Below are 21858 nucleotides of genomic sequence, written 5' to 3'. Positions count from 1 at the left end.
CGACATCATGAACGACAAACCGCTCGACAACATGGCGAGTAAGGTCTTCGAGATCCCGGAAGCCGAGTTCGAGAAGCTGGTCACCGCCCTGGAGCTGCGGCGCCTGAAACCGGCGCAGCAGGCCGCCTCCGTGGCCATGCTGACGCAGATCCGCCCACGGCTGCGCCTGATCCGGCCGGAGCGCAGGTTCACGCCGATGCGCCTGTTCTGCCGGCCGTTCGAGGACCTGCTCTACAATCCCAACACCCCGCGCAAGGCGCTCGGCCGCATTCCCCGAAGCGCGCTGAAACCGATCTGGAGCGAGACCGAGGCCCTGCTCGGCGCCGACGGCCTCGCTCCGGTTCTGGAAACCCTCAAGACCCTCGACCCGGCCGACGCCGAGGCGGTCGATGCCGCCGGTCGGCCGTTCTGGTCCGCCGCCCATAAGGTCTTGAAAGGCCTGCGGGACGAGAGCGGCAAGATCAAGGGCGGGCCGGCCAAGCTGCAGGAACAGCTGGGCGGGCCGGAGGTGCTGGCCTCCCTCGACGACATCATCACCGCCCTGTCCGTGGCCGCCCCGCTGACCGAGATGCGGCGCAAGCTGCCGCCGCCGCCGATCGCCGACGTGAACAAGGCCGATCTGATGCTGATCGTCGACGGGTTGACCCGCACGGCGGCGCTCAACCGCGACGGCCTGCCGATGCTGGTGCTGTCGCTGATGACCCGGCTGCAGTCCCCGGCGATGCTGCCGTCGCTGATCGAGCGGCTGATCGACGAGGGGGCGGGCGACCTGATCCAGTCCATGGGTGGACAGGTCGGCGAGGCGGTCGCCAGCCAGCAGGAAGACCGGATCATCGACGTGCGCGCCGCGGCGGAGACCAAGAAGGACGACCCGGTCGCGGTCGCCCGGGCGCTCGGCAACGAGCTGAAGACCCTGCAGCGTGAGGCCCAGGCCGCGGGCGGCGGCGGCCGCGGGGTCGCCCGGCAGATCGAGCGGGTGAAGGCCGAGCTCGGCCGGGTGGCGCGCGAGACCATCGTGTCCGGCGCCGCGCCCAAGGCGATGGCGGCGATCGAGTCCCTGGACACACCGCCGGAGAGCGCGACCGGCAACCGCGACCGGTTCCGCGCCATCGAGGACCAGATCGTTTCCCTGCGCCTGTGCAAGCAGTACGCCGGCGATGTCGGGCTGGAGGCGGAGATCGCCACCGCGATGAAACAGATCAGCGCCAAGCTCGACACCCGTTCCGACGACCTGCTGAAGCGGCTTCAGGCCGACGACGTCACGGTCTCCACCGTCGACCTGTTCTGCACGGTGCGTCTGGTGGAACTCACCGAGGGGCCGGAAAAAGCCGACAAGCTGCGCGAGAAGGGGATGGCCGCGCTGCGCGGAGAATAGGCACCGCTGCCTTTTCCAGGTGCAGGACCCGTCTTGCCGCCGGTCCGACACGGGCATAAATTGGCGTTTCCCTTATCGACCCTTTTGCCGGAACCGGGTTTCCCTGGGATCGCCCCATACCTACTCGGCCGCATCCAGCCTCGAAGGACCTCAGATCATGGCGACCCCCAAATACTGCTTCATGGATGACAAGATCGTTCCCTGGGACGAGGGCAAGGTCCATGTGGACAGCGCCGCCTTCAAGTTCGGCTCCGCCGTGTTCGAGGGCGTGCGCGGCTACTGGAACGCCGACGAGCAGGAGATGTACCTGTTCCGCATGGAAGAGCACATGCACCGCCTGGTCTTCTCCCAGCGCTTCATGCGCTATGCCGAGATCATCACGCCGGACTACGTGACCGAGAAGACCATCGAGCTGATCCGCGCCAACGGGATCCAGGGCGAGAACGTCCACATCATGACCACGGCCTATGTCGCCGGCCATGGCGGCCAGAACGTCACCGGCCCGATCAAGCTGTCGATCACCGCACAGGAGCGTCCGCGCACCGCCAAGATCACCGAGGGTATCTCCGCCCAGGTCAGCTCCTGGATGCGGGTGCCTGACAACGCCATGCCGATGCGCGCCAAGGTCAACGCCAACTACCAGAACGGCCGCCTCGCCACCCTGCAGGCGATCGCCGACGACTACGACACCGCCATCCTGCTGAACAGCCGCGGCAAGGTCGCCGAGGGTCCGGGCATGTGCTTCTTCATGGTCCGCGACGGCGTGCCGATCACCCCGCATACCTCCAGCGACATCCTGGAGAGCATCACCCGCACCACCGTGCTGCAGCTCCTGGAGGAGATGGGCACCCCGGCGGTCGAGCGCGACGTGGACCGCTCCGAGCTGGTCGCCGCCGACGAGGCGTTCTTCTGCGGCACCGCCTGGGAAGTCACGCCGATCACCTCGATCGACAAGCTGGCGGTCGGCACCGGCAAGGTCGGCCCGATCACCAAGAAGCTGCAGGACATGTATTTCGACGTCTGCCACGGCAAGTCCGGCGCCCATCCGGAATGGCGCATGCCGGTCTACAGCGCCGCCAAGGCCAACGCGGCCGAGTGATCGCCGCCGACCTCCGGAACAGCAAGAACGCGGCATCCTCGGGTGCCGCGTTTTCGTTTGGACGTTTTGCCGAAACCCCTCCCTCCATAGCCGGCGCGGACCGGGGAGCATCCAGATGAGCCAGCCCCAAGTCACCGTGGAGATGCTGGGACCCGCCCGTCTCCACTCCGCCCTGCCCGCCGAGCCTGACGGACGACCGCCGGTGCTGCTGGTGCATGGCGCCTATCACGGGGCGTGGTGCTGGGAGCACTGGGTCGACCGGCTGACGGCCGACGGGCGCAGCGTCCACGCCCTCGACCTGCGCGGCCATGGGGGGCTGGAGCCGGACGACGCCTTCCGCACATCCGGCGCCGAGGAGATGGTGGAGGATGTGATCGCCGCCATCGACGCCATCGGCACGCCGCCGCTGGTGGCCGGACATTCCATGGGCGGCCTGATCGTGGTGCTGGCCGCGCTGCGCCGCGCGACGGCCGGCCTGTTGCTGCTCTGCCCCTCCCCGCCCGGCAATCTCCCCGGCGCGGCGAAGGTGCCGCTGGTGGACGAGAGCCGGCTCTGCCCGCCGCTCAGCCCCGCCCAGGCCGGCGCGCGCTACGCCCCGCATCTGGCGCCGGACGACCTCGACCGCATGGCCGCCCGCCTGAGCGCGGAGAGCCCGCGCCTGCTGAACCAGCGCTACGACCTGAAGATCCCGGTGGACCCCACCGCCCTGCCCGCCGGCCTGCCGATTCTGGTGGTGGAGGGCGGCCGCGACGACCCGGCCCGACACCCGCCGGGTCAGGATCGGGCCATCGCCGATTTCTACGGCGGCCGCCATCTGCGCCTGGACGACGCCCCCCACAACCTGATGCTCGGCCCGGGTTGGGAGGATTGGTTCACTGCGATCTGGAACAGCGCGGCGGAACTGGGGTAGACAGTCAACCGATCCGACGCGACCACACGGCCCCGTGGCGGAACTGGTAGACGCACGCGACTTAAAATCGCGAGCCTTCGGGCGTGAGGGTTCGAGTCCCTCCGGGGCCACCATTCCTCACCTAACCCTTTGAATGGACGAAACGTCCTGAAAACGCTATGATTTTCTCCTAATTACGCGCCTAGTCCGCGCCTAGTCCGGAGTCAATCCATGCCGAAGCTCAGAGACGTTCGCTACCTCAAGTCCCGCGCTCACGGCTGGTACTATGAGCGCTTCGTCCCGAAGGACCTCCAGCCTGTCGTCGGGAAGAAGCACTGGACGATTCCTCTCAAGGTCGGCTCCAAGGCCGAGGCGACAAAGGCGGTGCGACGCCTCGCCAGCCTTCACGATGAAAAGATCGAACAGCTTCGCGGAGTCGATGCGGATTCGTCGAGCCGAGTCGAGATTCTCCTCGACGACTACGGAAATCCGGTCGAGGCCAGGAAGCGTGTCGCGGATCGACCGGCGGAGGTCACGATTTTCTACGACCGCGCTCGTCAGGCGATGGAGGCGGAAGCGGAGGAGTCCGGTACGCCGTTCAGGGTCGCTCTCGACAGCCTCAAACTATTGGACGCCGTCGGAGGCAAGGCAACCGATGTGGCAACCGCAGAGATGGAGAAGGACCTCGCCGCCCTTGAGGCGGTCGATGGACGCAAGACCACTCCCTCGGCGGGCGACGGGCTCGGATACATTTTCGCTGTCTGGTGCAAGCGCGCCAATCCGACCGATCTCTCAGTAGGTGAAGCTGACCTCGCCATGCGGCGGTTTATTGCGGTCAACGGAGACCTGCCCCTTGGGAAAATCACGAAAGACCACGTCCGGAAATTCCGTGGGGTCCTCGAAAAGCTGCCGAAGCGCATCCCGAACACGCAGCGCGAACTCTCGGTCGACAAGATCGCTGAGAAGACCCCACAGGACGGGACGGTCGCGCTTCTTTCCTCAGCGACGGTCAGGAAACAAATTGGCTTCGTGCGGACGCTCCTCGGGGTCGCTGAGAATGACGGCCTGATTGACAGCAATCCAGCGGGGGGCATTCGGATCGTAGACGACCGGGACGAGAAGGCCCGCTATCCATTCGACGAAGCCCACCTACGGGCAATCTTCGGCGCGCTTCCTACCAACGACCTCACGTTCTACTGGATGACGACGCTGGCCTACATGACAGGAGCCCGTATGTCTGAGATCGCTGGGCTATCGGCAGCGAACGTGAGGACCGAGGACGGCGTAACCTTCCTCGACGTTGTCGACGGAAAGACCGTCAACGCCCGGCGCCGTATCCCGGTCCACCCCGATCTCGTTAACCTTGGCTTCCTCGACTACGTCGCTACGAGACCAGGTGCCTTAACGGATCATAGGCCCGACACAAAGGGGCGGCTGACGGGTTATTTCCAGAAGCGGTTCGGGCGGTTCCTTCGGAAGAAGGCGAAAGTCACCGACCCGAGGGTTACATTCCACTCGTTCCGGCACGGTTTTCGCGATCTTGCCCTGTCTTCCGGGGTCGACGAGGTCTTGATCGAACGGCTTCAGGGCTGGGCGCCTGCGACCGCAGGACGAGGATACGGGCGCGGCGCATCACTTCCCCGCCTTGCGGAAGCGGTCGCGTCGATTAGATTCTCGCTTGTTCCGCCGCCCTGGTCAAAATAGGTCGCCCCCCCCCCCAATCCCGTCAGGAACAGCGTCAAATCAGGTAAGCGATTGGCACTCTATCGGTCGTTTCTTCGCTTGCGAACAGAACCACAATACGCGCTGAAGCATTGAAATAAATCAGAAAAGTTTTGAGCATTAGGGCATTAAATGCAGCTGATGTAAGATTTTACAAATATCGGAACAAATCAAGTGGATGAATAATGATCCTTTTCTAGCTGAACTCCGGCTTCTTCGGCCTTCATGCGAACAAAACCGCGCACTACATTATCTGTAAATTTATACCAACCAGATCCATTTGAAGACAGTATACGATCATGACGATCTTTAACTAGCATAGAAACTCTACTCCTAAAACGATCAAGTGAGAGTTTCTCTTTTTTTCTCGTCTTCATAACATAATCATATGAAGAGCCATATACTTCTTGTATTTGCCTTTCCAAAACCGGTGTATCGGCAAAAGCCCAGAGAACCTCTTGATAGTCGTCCATATACTTCTTTGTTGCCCGATCATATGTCAGACGGGATGACGTTTCAGCATTCCTGACCGAATCATAAATACCCTTTTTAAAATGGTCACTTGTGCAAAAAGATACTGTCTCGCTATCGTCAAACATTGCCCAAAGGATATATTCAGTCGCGAGGTGAATGTAATGAGGATAGCCATCAGAAATGATGCCCAACCTAATTACAAACTCCCGATCTATCTCAAGCCCAGCCGCAGCAAATGCAGTCTGAATAATTTCATGCCTGGCAGAATGATTTATTTTCTCTAGTCGAATTGTTTTGAGATATCTTTCAGCAGATTTATGCGTTCCAATCAAATCATCTAAAGACTGCCCAATACCACAAAAAACAAATTTAACCCCAACGCCTTGAACAGAAGTCTGTTGAATAATATTAGCCATATTTAACTTTACAGCATCATCGGCAATTTGATTAAATTCATCAAATACTATTACCGGCTCTCGAACAATTTGTTTTTCAATAAGATATTTAAACGCCGACAACGCATCATTAACAGAAACAACACCTAATTCTAAATTGTTATCAGAAACTCTCTGAACAGTGTACTTTAAAAAACTTGGTCCAACAGAAAGAGTTTCTTGGTCTCTTTTACTTCCATTAAATACGGTGTGTTGCACGCAGCGCTGTAGAGCAGTGGCCATAAGATCAGAGAACGAGGCTTCCTTATAGCAAGCCACCAATGGAGGTTCGATCTCGCTGGACTGATGTTGAAAAGCTGCGGTTTGTGCGAGGGAAGTTTTCCCAATTCCCCTATCTCCGTAAATGAAAATGTGCCTACCGCCAGCACCAAACGCCCGGTCAATTTCTCTAAGGTTTACTGATCTACCTCGGAGATGCTCGGCATCTTTAATTGTGTCGGATGCACTGAGGTGTGTCTTAATGAGTGCTTTTAAGCGGTCATCATCAAATCCTGGAATGGCCATCCGTTACTCCAAAATGAAAGATCCAACATCAGCGGTGACACGAAATCACGTGCGCCAACCAGGGAGATCTCTCTATATAATGCCATCCATTCCCTATCGACGCACCATATATATGCATTACCGCTGCTAACGCGGTGATGGATCGGCAAATGAACTGCGAAGCAGTCACCACTTGCTGTGTGCGGGTGGGTCTTCGCTCAGCTGGCCATCGCCCGCTCCCCACCGTAGCCTGGGCCGATGGAACTAAAAATGAACATACCCGACGAACTTGTAGCCGCCGCGACAGCAATCGCCGACCGCGACTGCCGGTCAATCGAAAACCTCGCCGTCTTCGCCCTCTGCCGGCTGCTAGACGCTGAACGGACACCGATTGGGCCGAAGGTAGCCGACGCCTTCAACGCCTTCCTTACCGCCCCGGAGAAGGGCGAGCGAGGTCGCCAGACGGTCCTGAACTACCGCAAGGCACTCGCCGCCTCCGGCGTGGATCCAGACCGCCCGCTCTCGTCTATCGACCGGACCGAAGCCCGTGCGCTCCTCGACCGCTTCGCCCATGGACGCAAGGCAAGTACGGCGAACCTCTACGTCGCCGCTTGGTCTACTGTCTTCAGGTTCCAAATCGCGGAGGGCGCGGTCGCCGGGTCCAATCCGTTCGCCGGGCTCCGGATACGGGAAAAGCGCGACCCAATGGACCGGCGCCTTCCCTTCCCGGACGACGTCCTCGCAGACGTTATGCGCCGGTTGAAGGCGACGGACCATCGTCGGTTTGTCGCCGCCGTCGCGCAGCTTCACCTTGGCGCTCGGTCGCAGGAGATCCACGGCCTCGCACCGGAGGACGTCTATCAGGACGAGGCGTCCGACCTTTGGCTTGTCGCGATCCGCCCGAACCGATATCGGCGCCTCAAGAACGCGGCGTCGACGCGGACGCTGCCGATCCCTGAGGCACTCCTAGCGAACGGCTTCGCCGAGATCGACCGGACGACTTGGGACCGCAGGGCCGGGAAGTCGATCAACCGAACGATCAGAGCCGTGACCGACGACGCTCGCCTCGTACAGCACAGCTTCCGGCATTGCGCGGCTGCGCACCATCAGCGGGAGGCGACCCCGATCCCGGTCGTGAACCGGATCTTCGGATGGACCCGGTCGGATCAAGACGCGGCGATGTTCCAGCGGGTATACGGAGCGCCGCTCGGTCCGGGGATCTTGAAGGAGCACCTCGACCGCGTTCGGTTCAGCGCGCTCGACGGGATTATTTAGGCTGCACATCGACGCCGTCGAGGTCAGCTTCTAATCCAAGCACCAACAAAAACACAACCTGTGCGTGTTTTTTTCTGTCGTTACCGAAGGCTCGCCAATAAAAGTGTCTTCAACGACACGCGCCGACCGACCGCAAGACACGGAGACAGAAGATGCCGACGATCAACGACCTAACGACCGGCGAACTCGTCACTGGCTACAACGTCCTGACCGGCTCCGGCGTCAAGCGCTTTACTTCCCGCGCCGTCGGTATCGAGCGAATTATCAAGGCCGCTACCGCGCAAGGGAAGACGGAGGCGAATATCGTCGCCCTCGTCCGCCCGGCTCCGGCGGAAGTCTTCGACCTGACGGAAAATGAACTCCACGCCCTCTACTTCCTGACCCTCGACGCATTGGCGGGATGCGGCGGCGAACGCCCGTCCTTCTTCGAGATGGACGAGTACACCTGGTGCGATACCGGCTCCCTGGTCGACCGGGGATGGTCGAAGGAGAGCGCTAACGGGACGTTCGGCTCGCTGGTCGAGAAGCGTTGCATCGACGAGATCGAAAAGGGCGAGTGGGCGATCAACCGCAAGGCTTGGTGCTGGCTCGACACAAAGTGGGACGCGCTTCACAGCAGCGTCCCGAACTGGACCGAGATCGAAGCCGTCGAGCCGTCGGTCGTTCCCGCGCCGAAAAAGGCGAAGGTGGAAGACGGCCCAGCCTACTCCAAGGTCGCGACGGGCTCCGAGATCAAGCTCCCCCGTGCCAGCTCGAAGAGGGCGAAGCTCCTCGACGCCCTACGCCGGAAAGGCGGGGTTACCCTCGGAGAGTTGAAGGAAATCACCGGCTGGCGGGCGATCCCGCGCGTCACGGCGACCCGGACCGCCGCGCAGGCTGGCTACCGGATCGCGAAGACCGGCGAAGGTCTCGCGCAAGTCTGGCGCGCGGTCTAACCGCACGTCTCCCCTACCCCTAGCAAACCGAAAGGACTCAGATCATGTTCAACCCCATCACCGTCGGCGGCATCCAGGAAGACTACCTCCGTCTCCTCGAAGAGCATCGCTCGGACGTCGGCGCCGAAACCGCTGCCGAAGCCGCCGGGGTTGCCGCGTTCGCCGCGTTCCGCGCCTGCATGGAGACCCGGAACATCGAGGTCGACGACGACGTCGAAGATCGCTTCATCGCTTTGGCGAAGGAGGTCGCGCAGTAACCACTTCCGCTTGGCTCCCAAGACTCGCCCCGGCCCCGCGCCGGGGCTTTCTTTCCTCGCCCGGTCTTCCTTCCGGTCCGGTTTCTACTTTCAATATGGCGCCCGGTATCATCCGGGTCATGCCCCAGGTTCAAGCGTCCCTCTTCCCGGATATCATCCCCGAGAGCGCCATAGTTCCGCTCGACGACGCGCGGATCGGTCGTCGCGTCCACGGGCGCGGTGGCTTCCGGTCCCTTCCCCGGTTCGTTGACGTCATGGCGTGCGCGACCAAACTCGGAGAGGCGTTTACGTCCGACACCGTCGACGGAGCCCTGATTAAGAATTACCGCGCAGCGAGCATCGATTTCGCCGAGACCGAAGCCGACGTCGCCCGGATTCTCTGGGGCAATCGCGACGTCGCCGCCCTTGGTGAAGGTTGCGCGACCGACGCGACAGGCGCTGTCCGGAAAGCCGTGAAGCGAGTCCGCGCGGCGATCAAGCGGGCTCAGGACGCGGGGGAACTCCTCCCGACCGGGGTCAAGGTCACGGAGAGCAGCCAGACCCGGCGAGCGGTCGTCTTGGTCCAGAGTGTCCTCGTCCGCATCCCCGATCAGAAGCGCGCACTGTTGCAGATCGCCGAAGACGCGGTCTGTGGGGTTTGCGATCCGGACGCGATCCGGGTCGTCCTCCCCGCCCTGATCCGCCCGGACGAGTGGGAAGCGGCGGTCCAGATATTCGGCCAGGTGGACGCCCTCCGCTGGGCGATGATCGAGTCCGACAAGAGACTGACCGCCGCGATCAAGCGAGCGACGCGAAAGGTCACGGAGCCGACCCCAGCACAAGACGTCGACGAAACCCCGGTTCCGCATACCGGCAAGCTGGGAAGGAAGGCGCGGTTAAAAGCCCGACGGAAGAACCGGACTTAGAACCCGCGCCAATGACGCAGAAGCAGGCGCTAGGCCAGCAGAATGGGAGCTTCGGCTACCTCGCTACCCGATCAGGCCGTTAGCTGATCAGCGAGGCTTATAGGGCAATCTTTGTTTTCCGTGGCGCAGTGCTACGAGAGAGCTTCGCGTTCGCGAGCCGCACGCGTTTGAGCGAGCCAGGCTATAGGAATTTTTTTCCGCGATAGGAACGTTTTATTTCCAATCGCGATTAATTCTTGTTTTTCAGTTACTTGAAAAAGGTCAAGGTCTTCATAAAGGCTTATAATATATTCTTTTTTAAGCCTTTCATACGAGCTTGACCCTTTTTGATACGGAACTAATACCAGAGCGACCAATTCCAAAGCAGAACAGATGGTCCATTCACGCGAAGATGTCGCCGAACTCATCGTCGATCTCGCGTTTCGCGTCTTGCGCCTTGTCCCATGCCGCCTGCAACCCGGCTATCAAGTCGCGCTTCCTCGCCCGGAGCGTTGCCCGAAGCTGGAACATCGTGCTCGCCGCGCCGGGGCGGATGGTCAGCCGCTCGAATGCCTTGTCTGCGATCTCGAAGGCTGCCTCGATTGAGGTCCGGAAGGCGGTGAAGCTGCCGCTATAGCCGCCGGTCTCCCAGCGGGAGCGTTCGGCGGCGAGACACGCGTCGAGGTCCTGGGCGGCTCGCTGAGCCTCAAGCTGCCAGTGCATCGATGCCTCCGAAGGCTTCGATCTCTTCTTGGCGTGCGCCTGCGCGGTCGACGGTCGTCAGGTGGAGCCTGCCGCCGATGCAGAGGTTCCATCTGCGCTCACGAGCGACCCGCTCGACGACCTGAGCGACCTTGACGAGTTGCTTCTCGGAGATCTGCGCGGGGAGCGGGCGACCAAGATCAGGGAAGCAGTACGCGCCCGGTCCCATCGGGAGGTCGACACCTGCGAGCGAGAAGCGGCGGCAGCGAGGCTTGAAGTCGACGAGCCCAGCGATAGTCAACTCGACTGCAACGTCCTGATCGAACTTCGAGTGCGACCGGACGGCGGCGAACGCCTCGTCGACCGAAGCGACGGCAGACCGGAAGTCAGGCTTCCCGACCAAAAAGTCGATGGCAGTTTCGATAGCGCCGACGTTGCCTCGGGTCGCGATGGCGAAACCGGAGCCGATGAAGGTCTTCGTTGGGACCATGCCGGACGGCGTCCGGTCGCGGTAACGGAGGGTGTCGGTGGCGAACACGACGCGCTCGCTACCGACGACAGCAATCAGGAGGGACATCAGGCGGCCTTGCGTTGGGGATTGACTTCGACCGTGACCCTATCTTCGGCGGCGAGAGCATCCCCAATTGCGTCGGCGAGGACCTGGACGCCCTCCGGATCGTCGTCCGCCGGGACGGATGGGACGGCGTCAATCGAGTTGCCCCAGGCGGCTTCGACGGCGTCCGCCGCCTCCTTGTTCCGCCTCTCAAACTCTTCAAGTTCGACCGCCCTCAGAGCCCGGTCGATGGCCTCGATTTCCTTCGGCGTATCCGCGAACGGGCGCAGCTTTTCGATCTCCGCGAGCTTGGCGCGGTACTTCTCCGCAGGGGTCAGCGTGTCGTCGATCAAGCGGCTCAGTTCAGACTGCGCGTCGGCCTGCTTTTTGATCGCATCGCGGGCGTCGTCATTCGCCCGGTTCTGTTCGTTGATCGCGACCGTCAGGCGGATGATCTCCTTCGCCGCTTCGCTATCAGTATCAATCCCGAGACGCTGGATGGTGTTGAAAGCGTCACGGGCGTCGGTCCAATCCTCGACCGCTCCCTCCCCCTGGCCGATGGCGACTTCTAGCGCCCGGACCTGGGTAAGCTCGGACTCAAGACCGCCGATGGTGTCGTCGATCCTCTCCTGGAGCTTCTTCTGCTCGTCGGTGAGATCCTTGGTCCCGCCGCCCGCCTTGCTGGCCGCACCGCCGAGCTTGCCGAAGCGCTTCTCAGCAGCCGCCATCGCTTCGTCGACCGATGTCATCTCTTCGTCGAGTTCGCGGATCGTTGCGACGACGCCCTTCAGGGCTTGAAGCTCGCGGTTGTTGAATTGGATGCGACCGATCTGCGCCCGACCTCGCTGGTTCACGCGAGCGTTGTCGATCTCTTCGAGGGACGTGCCTGCAGGAAGACCGGCTTCTTCGAGAAGCGACTTCTGCCGCTGTCGAGCCTGTTCGATCTCCGCCTTAATCTGCTCACGGGTCGCGTTCGCCTCTTCGTAACGCGCTGCGGCGTTACTTCGGGTCGCGGCCTCTAGCTGCTCGGTGACCGACTTGCTCGTGCCCTGAAGATCGTTAAGCCGCTTGGTCGCATCGGCGGAGTCGTCGGTAGCGGTCGCCATCCAGGCTAGACCGCCAGCAGCCAGACCGATGGCGGTCGCAAGCAGACCGAGAGGGTTCGCTCGGACGGCAACGTTCAGAGCGGCCATCGCGCCGGTCGCGCCACGGAGAGCGGTCGTCACGGTCCCGATAGCACCTACGACAACCGGGCCGAAGGCGTTCACCGCGATTGCGGTCCCGACGCCAATGGCTGCGGAGGCGAGGAGATCCATGTTCTCGGCGAGAGTCGTAATGACCGACGCGAGCCCGGACGACGCCCCGGTCGATCCGGAGAGGTTCCCGACAAACTTCCCGAACGCGTTGTCGAGTTGGGTCAGTGACTGGCCGACCGTGATCGACATAGAGCCGAACTCGGCGCCGATCTCTTCGGCGGAGTCGGTCAGAGCGGCGAGGAGGATCTGGGAGGTTAGCTGGCCATCGGCAGCCATCTCGCGGATTTCGCCGCGCGTGACACCGATAGACTTCGCGACCGCATCCATGATGCGCGGAGCGGCTTCGTTCACGGAGTTGAACTCGTCCCCGCGAAGGGTGCCGGACGCGAATGCTTGCGAAAGCTGCCGGATCGCGCCGGAAGCCGCCTGGGCGTCGGCGCCGGAGATGACCATCGCCTGGCTAACGGCGTTAGTCACCGTCATCAACTGGCCCTGCATGACACCGAGTTCCTTCGTGCTGCGCGCTAGGCCAGCATAGAGGTCGGCGGTCGCGCCGAACGACGAACGGTTCGCCTGAGCCGACGCGAAAAGCTGTTTCTGAACAGAGTCAAGCTCGCGGCTCGACGAGGTCACCAGACGGAGCTTGCTCTCCGTCTCCGTCCAGGCGTCCGCGTAGCCAACAATGGACCGGATGCCGAGACCGCCGACGAGACCGACGGCAGCGGCCTTCGCTGCGCTCATAGCCGAACCCACACCGCGCGATGCGCGTTCAGCCTGTCCTGCGCCAGCAACGAAACGCCCCAGCTCGTCGCGCGCACGTCCTGTAGCTCCCGCATAGTCGTTCGCAGCTACCTTCGCCTGCTCCATAGCGGATGAACTGCGATTGATCCCGCCAGCAGCATTGCCACTAGCAGCCCGGATCGACTCAAGTGATTTGACGGTTTGCTGCGCGCCGGATTTTGCGCCAGTTGGATCGATGTTGATCCGGATTGTACGGTCGGTCATAGGTGGCCTACGGCTGCTGGATTGGTCTCGATAGCGTCAAAAGCTAATTAGCCAAGTCAGCAGACAACCAATTGCTCGCAGGCAATACAGGCGACCAAGTGTCTAGTCCTTCGAAAATTGGAGCGCCGGCTGACGAGATCAAAGAGAGACGGCGTTACCGAGGTATGCGTGAAAGAACGCATGGCGAACTTATTCGCGAACCAAATACAAGGCGCCAAGAAACACGCAAGATCATGAACTGCAATTCACTGGAGAAAAGTTCTGCTCGCGAGGTAAGGACAGAGGCACGGAGACGGGACGTAATTCCGCTCCGTGCCTTAATCTGGAAAAATCAGTCGAGGCCGAACACCTTACGGAGAGACGTGACGGTCATGTCGGAAAGCCGCCCCCGGTAAGAGCCTTCTTCCGTTAAGTCTGAATCCCACCAAATGAGATTGGCGTCCGGATCGCCGGTGACATTTCGAGTGCGGCGCGTCAGAGCAGCGTACACCCCACGCAGTCCCCCTGCTTCATCCAGACCAACATATGACTCCAGATCGGACGTCAGCACTTCAGTACTTCCCCGCTCGGAGATTAGCCGAAGCGCCTTCCGGGGGCGCTCAGAGCAACCGTTCACCAACTTGCGGGCCTGCGCAACCGTTAGGTCGCTAGGCCCTTCTTCCCCCTCGCCCTCTCCCCCAACCGCATATGTGGATGAAGCCTCTGAGACCTTGCGCTTGGATGAGGACGAACCCTGCACCGCAGATAGCACCTCTTCGAGCGCGACATCAGAGAGCAGCGTCAAGGCTGTGGACGACAGAAATACACCTGATTGCATCGTTCATACTCCTATATGCAACACCGCAGATCGCGGAGACACACAGATACGATTCCTGATGAACCATGTCAATTCATAACTATTCATATAGAACCAATAAACATTTTCTCACGCAAGTTCGTCGCCCTTCGCTCGACACGGCTAGCTTGGGCGGACGAACCGTCGATACTCCGTCCACCAGGAGATTCGACTGCACATATCAGTTAATGCGTACACAACTGCGCTCGGTGAAGCGCGCCCTCAGGCTACTCAAAGGCTTTCCGCCAAGCCTCGGGCTCCCGTTGCCGAAGCTCGTCGAGCGTGAAGTCAGACGTCATCCGAATGTCCCTAAACTTCTCAATCGGCAGACCGCCATCGCGGAAGAGTTTGGCCTTCGTCGGACCGAGAACCTCGTCCTGAAAGCTGGCTGGCTGCTTCCGGAGCCAGTCGCCGTAATTGAGGTCGCCCGGCACGGTCCCACGTAGCGCGTCGCGGTCGGGCTTGGGGACGTCCTTCAGGCGCCGTTTTGACCGGAGGAACGGACGAACCGGACCCGGCGGCTCGTCCCGGTCGAAACCAAGTTCCCGCCACGACTTGATGATCGGGACGACCGTACTACGGCATTTGAAATGGCTCGGGGGTCGTGGGCCATCGTCGATTCCGAACTCCTTCCCGTCGAGGCTCTGGCAGATCGACGACGTCCGGCCATCAAGGGTCGAGACCCATCGAACGCCCTTTATCAGGGGCTCGTTTGCGCGATAGACACGATCCCGCGCCTCAGTCGCCGCAGCCTGGATCGACGTCCGGACCAGGGCCTCGGCCTGGCGCTTGGTCAACGCCCGCTCGCCGTCGCGGAACCGGAGGGTCGAGGTCCCCCGTACCCGGCGGACGATGCTGTCGATCCCCTGCCCTTCAACGAAGCCGAGACGGACCGCCTGCGCGATCCGGTTCGAGTCGCCCGTAACGAGATCGTCGAGCCAAGCCTGGATAGTCTTGCCCCGGACCAGCGTGTTCTTGAACTCGCCGTCGGCTGAAGTGAACAGGACCGCCTCGGACGGAACCGCGAACTGGACCGCGCCGGAAATCGAGTCCGGCAACGCCCGCTGCAACGTCGCCGCCGTCCGCGCGACTTCCTCCTGGGCGAACGCCTCAAGTTCGTCGACGAGCTGCTCTTCGAGGGCGCCCTTCAGGTCAGCATTGAGGGTCCGAAGCTCGCGGAGCATGGTTTCGAGCCGCGTCCGGGACTGCGAGCCTTCAAGCGACCGGCAGATGCGGTCGACGAGATCCTCGGTCGTATCGTCGATCACGGCGATCAGGGAGCGGACAAAGCCGCTCTTGAACCGCTCGATACGCGTCGCGCGTTGAACGGTGGCGTCATAGAGACGCGTCGGGACGTTGTCTGCCATCGGTCAGCTACTCGCCGAAGCCAGCGCCGAGACCGGCACCGTCGGTTTCGATCCGCTCGCGCTCGTCGTCCGCGCTGACGTCCTGATCGACGATCTCTCCCGCCTTCAGGTTCGCGATGAACGTCTCGTAGGAGATCGATCCCGCGATCAGCATGTCGTGGAGGGCCTTGACCTCGTTCGCACCGAGGCGGCTGGAGACGAAATCACGGTTCATCTTGAACGAGACCGAGCCCGGCGCGAGTTCGTAGAACTGCTCGACGATCCGCAGGACTTGCTTGATAACCCGCTCTACGTCCTGAACAGCATCGGTCAGAGACGCGTTCTCCGAAGCCGCGCGGATCGACAAGGCGATACCGCTCTCCGGAGCCAGATCGCTCGCCGGGGCGAGGATGCGGGCGCCAAGGGACGAGAGCTGCTTCTCGATACGGTCGAGGCTCTTGTGGACGACACCGATCCCGGTGCCGTCGCTTTCGAGGAAGCCGACCTTCGCACTTTCGTTTGTGCTCGACCAGCGCGTTCCCGGACCGATCTCGTCAAGCTCTTCAAGCTCGCTCTCCGAGAAGCCGATGGCGTAGGGTGTTGGCAGCATGACGAGGTGTTCGGCGTGATTGATCTCGCACGACTTGCGGAAGTAGTCCCGCGCCTTCCGGGCAAGATCGAGCATCGGCGACTTGGCGACGTCCGGATAGCCACCCTCGGTCGCGAAGTAGATCGGAATATAGTCGAGCGGCTCGCCATTCAGGGTCGGGACGATCTCCGTCTTCAGGGCGTAGCCCGCCGCGCCGCTTATCGAGGTGCCGTTGAATTTCCGATTGTGCTTTCCGCCGAGTTGCGTGTCCCTCTCCGCACCTTCAGCAACCCAGATTTGCTGGATGTAGACGCCCTGAGCGTCGAGCTTCAAGACGCGGATATGCTCCTCGACCTCTTCGTCCATCGTCAGGTGATCGAACCCGGTCACCCGCTCGTGGATCGCGACGTAGACGAGGCGCCCGGACTTCTCCACCCAGTTGACGATGCTCTCGGTCGGAACGACGGACAGGAGCGGCGCGAAGCCCTTCTCCATCGCCTCGGCGACGGACAGGTCGTCGTCTTCGTCGATCTCATCTGCGGTAGGGAAGTCGAGGAAGAGAGCCGACCGGCCCATCAGGAGCCGTTCGGTCAGGAGCTTGCGAGCCAAGTCGACGACAGTCTGCCGATCGCCATCGACGCGCTTCAGCCATTCGGCAATCGCGGAGTCGTCGGGCGCCGAGATAACCGGCTGCTTTCGGAACGCGAGACCGCGCAGGGCCTCGACCGTCTGAGAGACGACCAGGAGGTACTCGCCGCGCTCGACGTAGGCCGCGAAAGCGTTCGCGTCGTTCGTCTGGCTATCCAGGGCGATGATGTAGGAGGAGGCGCGCTCCTTCATAGCACGCTCGCCCTCGAAGGCGTCGCGAAGAAGGATGTAGTCCTCGCGGGCGTAGTCGAGGTCTATGTGTACTTTGGCGACGCCGTCGTTCGGCTGACGCGTAGAGGTGGTCATTTCAAAGGTTCCCGGTTCACTGAACTTGGCGTCGTCGGCACTGCCTCGGACAAGTTCAATTTGCCGGGATTGGTCCGCCGGGAAGTAATCGGCGGGTTGGCCTAAGGTACGTTAGCGATGTGAGACGAGCCGCCCTTTTGAGTGCCGTCTAGAGAGGGAAGCGTCAAATGAGCTTGGCACCATGCGACGAGGAGATCCGCACTGAAGCTGCTGGGATCAGGAAGGGCTTGGAAACCGCAGTTAGTAAGGGTCTTCTCTCCTCACATCTCCGCACAGTGCTCGCAGATTTCCCAAGGGGGTGTTGCGGCAACGTCGCATGCGCACTGGCACAGCATCTAAGCGGTAAATTAGGTGTCGATGCTCAGGTCATAACGGTTTAGACAAACCAAGGTCCGCGAGACTCCCGCTCCCACTCTTGGGTCGTCGCAAATGGCCTGTTTGTCGATATAACCGGCGATCAAAACGGCGGCGCCCCCGTCATCGTCAGCCGTCAACCACTCTGGACGTCTGAATTTCCCAAACAGGACCCGCCCGCACCACCTGCAGATGACATAATGCACTCGAACAGGGCTATTCTGAGTGCGGCGGAAAGTGCATTGGAGCTTGGTACGTGAGCCGAGCCTCCCTACTTTCCGCCGCCCACCAACCTGCCCTACAAGACGCCCGCCGCGCGCTTCAACTGCGCCGCAAGGCTCGGGTTCGACTTCGTGATCTGGCCCTGGCGCGTCAGGTTGCGCGTCTCGCGCTTCCACGGGTTGTCGGCGAACGCCCCACGCTGACTAGAGGTCGAACTTGGCTTCGAAATGCCCCCTCCTCCGGTCGAGAGCTTGGCGCGGACGAAGTGCCGCCCCTCGGACGACTGAGCCCACACGGAGACGTACTCGGCCACCGGCTGGCCCTCGATGGTCGCGTTCAGGTCGTCGTCGACCGAGACCTTCGCGGCCAGGATCGCCTTCGCGGCACCGAACAGGTCGGCCTTTACGCCGACGCCGGAGAGCGCGGACAGAAGGGCATTTTCGGACGCGAGACCGATAAGCCGCTGCGTCGCCCGGTCGTTCCGCTCACGCGCGGCCTGCTCGATAGAGGAGACGGCGGCTTCCTTATCGGCGGTTGCGCGTTCAAGGGCGTCGAGAGCCGCCGCTCGCGCCTTCTCGTCGCCATCAGCCTGGGCCTTGGCAAGATCGGCCTTTGCCTTCGTGATCGCCGCCTCGCGGGCTTCCTTGGCGTCCGCAAGCTGACCGGACAGGGTCGCCTTGTCGGCTTCCAGGGCGTCGATCCGTTGCCGCAGTTCGGCGAGAGCCGTTTCGGCATCCCTTTTGGCGGTCCGCTCTGCCTTCACCTCGGCGAGAAGCTCGTCACGCTTGCCCAGAAGCTTACCGTGGGTTTCCTCGACCGCCGCAGCGATAGCCTCCTGCACGCCCGGATGAGCGAGGAGCTTCGCGAGATCGTCGGACAAGTCATCGCCGCCCGCATCTTCCGCCGGGGCGTTGTCCTGGCCCTGATTGTCGGGGGTATCGTTCGTTTCAGTCGCGGCGGCGCCTCTCACGTCCTCGTTCGCCGCCTCTTCGGCGGTCTTCGGATCGTCGGTCATTGTAGCTCCTGTCACAGACGAGGGAGGGGCCGGCACTGCCGGCGGATGACCGAAATATATCGACCGTATTGTATCGACTGGTAACCAACGACAGGTCTACTAATCTAGCAGGTGTTAGGCGCTCCACTGAGATCGACTAGATTTTTCGGCACGGTCCTTTGGTAGAGCTGATAAATAACATTTTACAGACGGATGCGCCGGTTATGTCCATGAAATTCTATACGGCAGACTATCCAGACGGTATTCGCGCAGAGCACCTTTCTGAGGCTGTCTCAGATACTGATTTGGATTTGCTTAAAGAAATTTTCTTCCAGTTTTATGAAGATCCTCAAAATCAATTACCTTACGACAAAGAAAATGAATGGGGATATTTGTGGATATATGGAGGCCCATACTACACCAGCGAAGCTGTCGATGATTTATTTGGTTCATATCTGCCAGAAGAAACGCTTGATCGGCTCATATCAGAGCTTGAAAGCGTTTGCGCCGTCTGGTCACCAACTCCAGACGATCATCCGGACGGCAGCGAGTCATTTGACGAGGAACCGACTTCGACGGATGACGCACGCGAATTTGTTCGATCTGCCGCGCAACAAGTCCGCGCTAGGGTCGAAGCCTTACGAAACCATCCACCAGGCATTGGACATAACCACCCCCCAGAGGAAACGGAGCAAACTGAAGCGCCTCTTACAAATGCAGACCTCGATGAAGTCAGTGCCGCTGCCGGTGCGTTAGAATACGCTGCAGCCGACGCGCCAGCAGATGCAAGCACAGCAAGCCGAGCTCTGTCAGTGCTTCGAGCCGCCTCAGCAAAAATCCGGGGCTATGCAGACAAATTTATAGTGGCCGCCGTTACAGCTGCGGGCGCGCGGTTTGGGCTCGGGGAGGGTGAATTATGGATTGCCCTAAAAACCAGCATCGACGATTTGGTTTCGGCAACATCCAAATGGATGGAGTTGTTGAATCTCCCATTCTGAGCACACAAGGGTCCTGTTTAGCCCATCTTGATTTTCTTCGACCCGCCCTTCCCTCGCGCTCCGGCGAGGACCCGGTAGCGCAGAGCGTCGTATGCGTGATCGTTCGCCGTCGTATCGACGTCGTCGAGATCCTTCGGGTTGCGCGGCAGGCTTGGAACCGTAGCCAGCACCGCCTCGCAGGTCGAGAAGACGAACAACCCCGGCCCATCCATGTACCCACCCTCGTATCCGCGCAGGCTCTCCTTGAGCCTCTGGCGGACCAGAGAGAGGCCATTCCGGCGCGAGCCGGGCGACTTGTCCGACCGATCCCAATGGACACCGATTTTTGCCATCTGCTTCGCGATTGAGTCGGAGTTCCCGGACCCCGCGTCGAAGATGCTGTTATCCGCCGGGCCGGGCGCGACCCGGTGTCTAAATAGGCGCGGGTTGACGCGCTCATACTCTTTGATGTTTGTCGCGACCTCTTTCGCCGGTAGCCGCAGCCCCTGGTCAAACGTCCCTTGCTTCGCCGTGAAATACTCGACGATCACGAAGAGCGTACCGGCGGGGAAGCTCCGCTTTGTCCCATCGGCCATCGTCGCGTCGTCGCCGTTGCTCTCGGCGATCCAGAGACAGGCACCGGGCGAGGACTCGCCGTGGTCATAAGACCGCGAGACCCGCCACGTCGCCGGGACATCAAACGGAGTCAGGACGTGCGCCTCGCGCTTCCAGAGATCGTCTAGGGCTCCGCCAGCCGTCACGTTCCAGTCGCCATAGAGCCAAGCCCGGCGCCGGTTCGGCTCCTCAATCGCCCGGAGGGTCGGTAGGTAGCTGTTCGCGATGAACACGTTCTCGATGACGTTGGAGAAAACGTGCGACCGGGTCAGCCCGGTCTCAGGATCGGCAAAGACCTCGCCCGGCTCGACCTTGTCGATGAACCGGCGCATCACCCAGTTGTGGCCCGGTCCGCTCGGGTTCGTCGTCGCCCGGATCTTCAACGGGATGCCGGAGACCGGCGACCTGACCGTCGTCTGAAGCTCAAGATACGCCTTCGAGTCCACCCAGGACGTAAGCTCGTCGAACCCGAGGAACGTCACCTCGTGGCCGTGATAGCGAAGGTAATCGGTGGGGCGGTCGAGGTAGCCGAAGACCAACTGTTCGCCGCCAGGGAAGCGCCAGACATGATCGGACGCGTTGTACCGGGCGCCGGGATAGAGGACGGGGAAGAGCTTCGACGACTTGTCGATCAGGTCCTTCAACTCGGGGAACGTCCGCCGGACGATCAATCCCTTCAGGTGCGCGCCCCAGCCTCGCCCTACGTCTTGCGCGAAGTCCATCAATAGGGTGTCAGACTTCCCGGTCCCTCGCGATCCGTGGAAGAGCACCTCCCGGACGGGCGATGCCAGGAACAGCATCTGAGATCCCGAGAACGGCGACCACAGGACCGGGTTGTAGTTGAAGGGGTCGAAGTCTTCGGCGATGGGCTTCCGGACAGAGAGCCGCTCTTCGAGGCTGGCTGCGAGATCGCGCTCGTATGGAACAGCAAGGGCTGACCAGTCGTTATCGTTCGCGACCTTCTCAGGGATCAGGGCGACGGAACGGTGCGGCGCGTCCGGACGACCTTGCAGCGCGAGCTTGCCGCGCAGGCTTGGGGACGAAACATCCCAAAGGGTCGAGAACGGCACTTCGAAGACCGTCGGCTCGGTCGAGACGATCTCCTCGACCCTACGCTTCAGCACGTCGAGTTGCTTCCGCTTGGCTCCGTAACGCCCCATCGTCTTATCCCGCGTTCACCGGACGCAGAGGGACGACGGTCGCCCTTCCGACTCCTTCAACGCCGATAGCTTCGAGCTTAGCGGTCAGGGCTTCGAGTTCGGCTTCAAGCTTCCCGCCGTCGATTGAGTGTTCCAGCGAAGAGAGACCTTCGAGGACCTGACGCTGCTTCTCCGGAGGAATGCCGTCCTCCGCGCCGAGGGCCACGACATACTTCTTCGCTTCGAGGATGCCGCGCAGCGTTCCGAGGTCGAACGCAGAAAGGTCGACAGGCGAGATCGGGGCGGTCGGCAGGATCACCGGGGCGACGAGCTTCAGCGCGTCCCTATCTCCCGCCATCGCGAGGGCGACGGTGTTCTTGATGACCACTTCAAGGTCGGCCTTCGGGATGCGACTGAAATACGTGAGAGTCGACGAGCGTCGGACCGACGTCCTCGTTCCCTTCGGACG

Annotated in this window: 20 protein-coding genes and 1 tRNA gene; 10 read left to right on the top strand and 11 right to left on the bottom strand. The window is 61.4% G+C overall.

The genetic code is table 11. The features are described from left to right. The first annotated feature begins 7 nt into the window (after nt 1-7). The 5 genes from T8K17_RS13450 (at nt 8) to T8K17_RS13430 (ending at nt 5067) form a co-directional block, all read left to right on the top strand. A complete protein-coding gene (locus T8K17_RS13450; protein WP_322330244.1) occupies nt 8-1375 on the top strand; it encodes a hypothetical protein in 1368 nt (455 codons plus the stop codon). A gap of 157 nt (nt 1376-1532) precedes the next feature. Further along, nucleotides 1533-2474 carry a branched-chain amino acid transaminase gene (locus T8K17_RS13445; RefSeq protein WP_322330243.1) on the top strand — a complete coding sequence of 314 codons (942 nt, stop codon included), beginning with the start codon at nt 1533-1535 and terminating at the stop codon, nt 2472-2474. 115 nt (nt 2475-2589) lie between these two features. After that, nucleotides 2590-3384, top strand: a complete 795-nt coding sequence (locus T8K17_RS13440; protein ID WP_322330242.1) for an alpha/beta hydrolase — start codon at nt 2590-2592, stop codon at nt 3382-3384. Nucleotides 3385-3412: 28 nt separating this feature from the next. Next, nucleotides 3413-3497: transfer RNA gene (locus T8K17_RS13435), tRNA-Leu, on the top strand. Nucleotides 3498-3594: 97 nt separating this feature from the next. After that, nucleotides 3595-5067, top strand: coding sequence for a tyrosine-type recombinase/integrase (locus T8K17_RS13430; protein WP_322330241.1), 1473 nt, complete (start codon nt 3595-3597; stop codon nt 5065-5067). A 188-nt stretch (nt 5068-5255) separates the two neighbouring features. Here the strand turns inward: T8K17_RS13430 and T8K17_RS13425 are convergent, their stop codons facing one another. Next, nucleotides 5256-6518 carry an ATP-binding protein gene (locus tag T8K17_RS13425; RefSeq protein ID WP_322330240.1) on the bottom strand — a complete coding sequence of 421 codons (1263 nt, stop codon included), beginning with the start codon at nt 6516-6518 and terminating at the stop codon, nt 5256-5258. 249 nt (nt 6519-6767) lie between these two features. Between T8K17_RS13425 and T8K17_RS13420 the strand changes: the two genes are divergently transcribed. The 4 genes from T8K17_RS13420 (at nt 6768) to T8K17_RS13405 (ending at nt 9869) form a co-directional block, all read left to right on the top strand. After that, on the top strand, nt 6768-7772 hold the full coding sequence (locus tag T8K17_RS13420) for a hypothetical protein (RefSeq protein WP_322330239.1): 1005 nt from the start codon (nt 6768-6770) through the stop codon (nt 7770-7772). Between the two features lie 152 nt (nt 7773-7924). Beyond that, nucleotides 7925-8707 carry a hypothetical protein gene (locus T8K17_RS13415; RefSeq protein WP_322330238.1) on the top strand — a complete coding sequence of 261 codons (783 nt, stop codon included), beginning with the start codon at nt 7925-7927 and terminating at the stop codon, nt 8705-8707. A gap of 44 nt (nt 8708-8751) precedes the next feature. Beyond that, nucleotides 8752-8964: a hypothetical protein gene (locus T8K17_RS13410; RefSeq protein WP_322330237.1), complete on the top strand. Its 213-nt coding sequence runs from the start codon at nt 8752-8754 to the stop codon at nt 8962-8964. A 95-nt stretch (nt 8965-9059) separates the two neighbouring features. Next, nucleotides 9060-9869, top strand: coding sequence for a hypothetical protein (locus tag T8K17_RS13405; RefSeq protein WP_322330236.1), 810 nt, complete (start codon nt 9060-9062; stop codon nt 9867-9869). Between the two features lie 131 nt (nt 9870-10000). On the opposite strand, the gene T8K17_RS13400 is transcribed toward T8K17_RS13405, so the two are convergent. From T8K17_RS13400 to T8K17_RS13365, 8 genes are all read right to left on the bottom strand, one after another. Then, the gene (locus T8K17_RS13400; protein WP_322330235.1) at nt 10001-10276 is read right to left on the bottom strand and encodes a hypothetical protein; all 276 of its coding nucleotides are present in this window, start codon (nt 10274-10276) and stop codon (nt 10001-10003) included. Then, nucleotides 10251-10571, bottom strand: coding sequence for a hypothetical protein (locus T8K17_RS13395; RefSeq protein ID WP_322330234.1), 321 nt, complete (start codon nt 10569-10571; stop codon nt 10251-10253). Before T8K17_RS13395 ends, T8K17_RS13400 begins: the two co-directional genes overlap by 26 nt. Continuing rightward, entirely contained in the window at nt 10555-11127 is a 573-nt protein-coding gene (locus tag T8K17_RS13390) for a hypothetical protein (RefSeq protein ID WP_322330233.1), read from the bottom strand. The genes T8K17_RS13395 and T8K17_RS13390 overlap by 17 nt, the downstream gene beginning before the upstream one ends. After that, nucleotides 11127-13364, bottom strand: coding sequence for a tape measure protein (locus tag T8K17_RS13385; protein WP_322330232.1), 2238 nt, complete (start codon nt 13362-13364; stop codon nt 11127-11129). The genes T8K17_RS13390 and T8K17_RS13385 overlap by 1 nt, the downstream gene beginning before the upstream one ends. 331 nt (nt 13365-13695) lie before the next feature. Further along, nucleotides 13696-14181: a hypothetical protein gene (locus tag T8K17_RS13380; protein ID WP_322330231.1), complete on the bottom strand. Its 486-nt coding sequence runs from the start codon at nt 14179-14181 to the stop codon at nt 13696-13698. Between the two features lie 245 nt (nt 14182-14426). Next, the gene (locus T8K17_RS13375; RefSeq protein WP_322330230.1) at nt 14427-15566 is read right to left on the bottom strand and encodes a minor capsid protein; all 1140 of its coding nucleotides are present in this window, start codon (nt 15564-15566) and stop codon (nt 14427-14429) included. 7 nt (nt 15567-15573) lie between these two features. Beyond that, nucleotides 15574-17088: a DUF4055 domain-containing protein gene (locus T8K17_RS13370; RefSeq protein ID WP_322330229.1), complete on the bottom strand. Its 1515-nt coding sequence runs from the start codon at nt 17086-17088 to the stop codon at nt 15574-15576. 652 nt (nt 17089-17740) lie between these two features. Continuing rightward, complete coding sequence (locus tag T8K17_RS13365; RefSeq protein WP_322330228.1) at nt 17741-18679, bottom strand: hypothetical protein; 939 nt, start codon at nt 18677-18679, stop codon at nt 17741-17743. Nucleotides 18680-18888: 209 nt separating this feature from the next. On the opposite strand from T8K17_RS13365, the gene T8K17_RS13360 reads away from it, so the two are divergent. Continuing rightward, nucleotides 18889-19656 carry a hypothetical protein gene (locus T8K17_RS13360; RefSeq protein WP_322330227.1) on the top strand — a complete coding sequence of 256 codons (768 nt, stop codon included), beginning with the start codon at nt 18889-18891 and terminating at the stop codon, nt 19654-19656. A gap of 17 nt (nt 19657-19673) precedes the next feature. Here the strand turns inward: T8K17_RS13360 and T8K17_RS13355 are convergent, their stop codons facing one another. Continuing rightward, on the bottom strand, nt 19674-21410 hold the full coding sequence (locus tag T8K17_RS13355) for a terminase large subunit domain-containing protein (RefSeq protein WP_322330226.1): 1737 nt from the start codon (nt 21408-21410) through the stop codon (nt 19674-19676). A 4-nt stretch (nt 21411-21414) separates the two neighbouring features. Next, nucleotides 21415-21777: a hypothetical protein gene (locus T8K17_RS13350; RefSeq protein ID WP_322330225.1), complete on the bottom strand. Its 363-nt coding sequence runs from the start codon at nt 21775-21777 to the stop codon at nt 21415-21417. Nucleotides 21778-21858 lie beyond the last annotated feature (81 nt).

The sequence above is a fragment of the Thalassobaculum sp. OXR-137 genome (assembly GCF_034377285.1).
Taxonomy (GTDB): Bacteria; Pseudomonadota; Alphaproteobacteria; order Thalassobaculales; family Thalassobaculaceae; genus Thalassobaculum.
The sequence above is the reverse complement of the archived record's forward strand: the minus strand, read 5'-3'. Positions and strand labels throughout refer to the sequence as shown.

Bases quoted from the DNA above. Each gene is read 5' to 3' on its own strand.
- T8K17_RS13430 (WP_322330241.1), top strand. From the start codon at position 3,595: ATGCCGAAGCTCAGAGACGTTCGCTACCTCAAGTCCCGCGCTCACGGC.
- T8K17_RS13400 (WP_322330235.1), bottom strand. From the start codon at position 10,276: ATGAGTTCGGCGACATCTTCGCGTGAATGGACCATCTGTTCTGCTTTG.
- T8K17_RS13410 (WP_322330237.1), top strand. From the start codon at position 8,752: ATGTTCAACCCCATCACCGTCGGCGGCATCCAGGAAGACTACCTCCGT.
- T8K17_RS13405 (WP_322330236.1), top strand. From the start codon at position 9,060: ATGGCGCCCGGTATCATCCGGGTCATGCCCCAGGTTCAAGCGTCCCTC.
- T8K17_RS13380 (WP_322330231.1), bottom strand. From the start codon at position 14,181: ATGCAATCAGGTGTATTTCTGTCGTCCACAGCCTTGACGCTGCTCTCT.
- T8K17_RS13370 (WP_322330229.1), bottom strand. From the start codon at position 17,088: ATGACCACCTCTACGCGTCAGCCGAACGACGGCGTCGCCAAAGTACAC.
- T8K17_RS13450 (WP_322330244.1), top strand. From the start codon at position 8: ATGAACGACAAACCGCTCGACAACATGGCGAGTAAGGTCTTCGAGATC.
- T8K17_RS13360 (WP_322330227.1), top strand. From the start codon at position 18,889: ATGAAATTCTATACGGCAGACTATCCAGACGGTATTCGCGCAGAGCAC.
- T8K17_RS13365 (WP_322330228.1), bottom strand. From the start codon at position 18,679: ATGACCGACGATCCGAAGACCGCCGAAGAGGCGGCGAACGAGGACGTG.
- T8K17_RS13375 (WP_322330230.1), bottom strand. From the start codon at position 15,566: ATGGCAGACAACGTCCCGACGCGTCTCTATGACGCCACCGTTCAACGC.
- T8K17_RS13420 (WP_322330239.1), top strand. From the start codon at position 6,768: ATGAACATACCCGACGAACTTGTAGCCGCCGCGACAGCAATCGCCGAC.
- T8K17_RS13355 (WP_322330226.1), bottom strand. From the start codon at position 21,410: ATGGGGCGTTACGGAGCCAAGCGGAAGCAACTCGACGTGCTGAAGCGT.
- T8K17_RS13445 (WP_322330243.1), top strand. From the start codon at position 1,533: ATGGCGACCCCCAAATACTGCTTCATGGATGACAAGATCGTTCCCTGG.
- T8K17_RS13425 (WP_322330240.1), bottom strand. From the start codon at position 6,518: ATGGCCATTCCAGGATTTGATGATGACCGCTTAAAAGCACTCATTAAG.
- T8K17_RS13395 (WP_322330234.1), bottom strand. From the start codon at position 10,571: ATGCACTGGCAGCTTGAGGCTCAGCGAGCCGCCCAGGACCTCGACGCG.
- T8K17_RS13440 (WP_322330242.1), top strand. From the start codon at position 2,590: ATGAGCCAGCCCCAAGTCACCGTGGAGATGCTGGGACCCGCCCGTCTC.
- T8K17_RS13385 (WP_322330232.1), bottom strand. From the start codon at position 13,364: ATGACCGACCGTACAATCCGGATCAACATCGATCCAACTGGCGCAAAA.
- T8K17_RS13415 (WP_322330238.1), top strand. From the start codon at position 7,925: ATGCCGACGATCAACGACCTAACGACCGGCGAACTCGTCACTGGCTAC.
- T8K17_RS13390 (WP_322330233.1), bottom strand. From the start codon at position 11,127: ATGTCCCTCCTGATTGCTGTCGTCGGTAGCGAGCGCGTCGTGTTCGCC.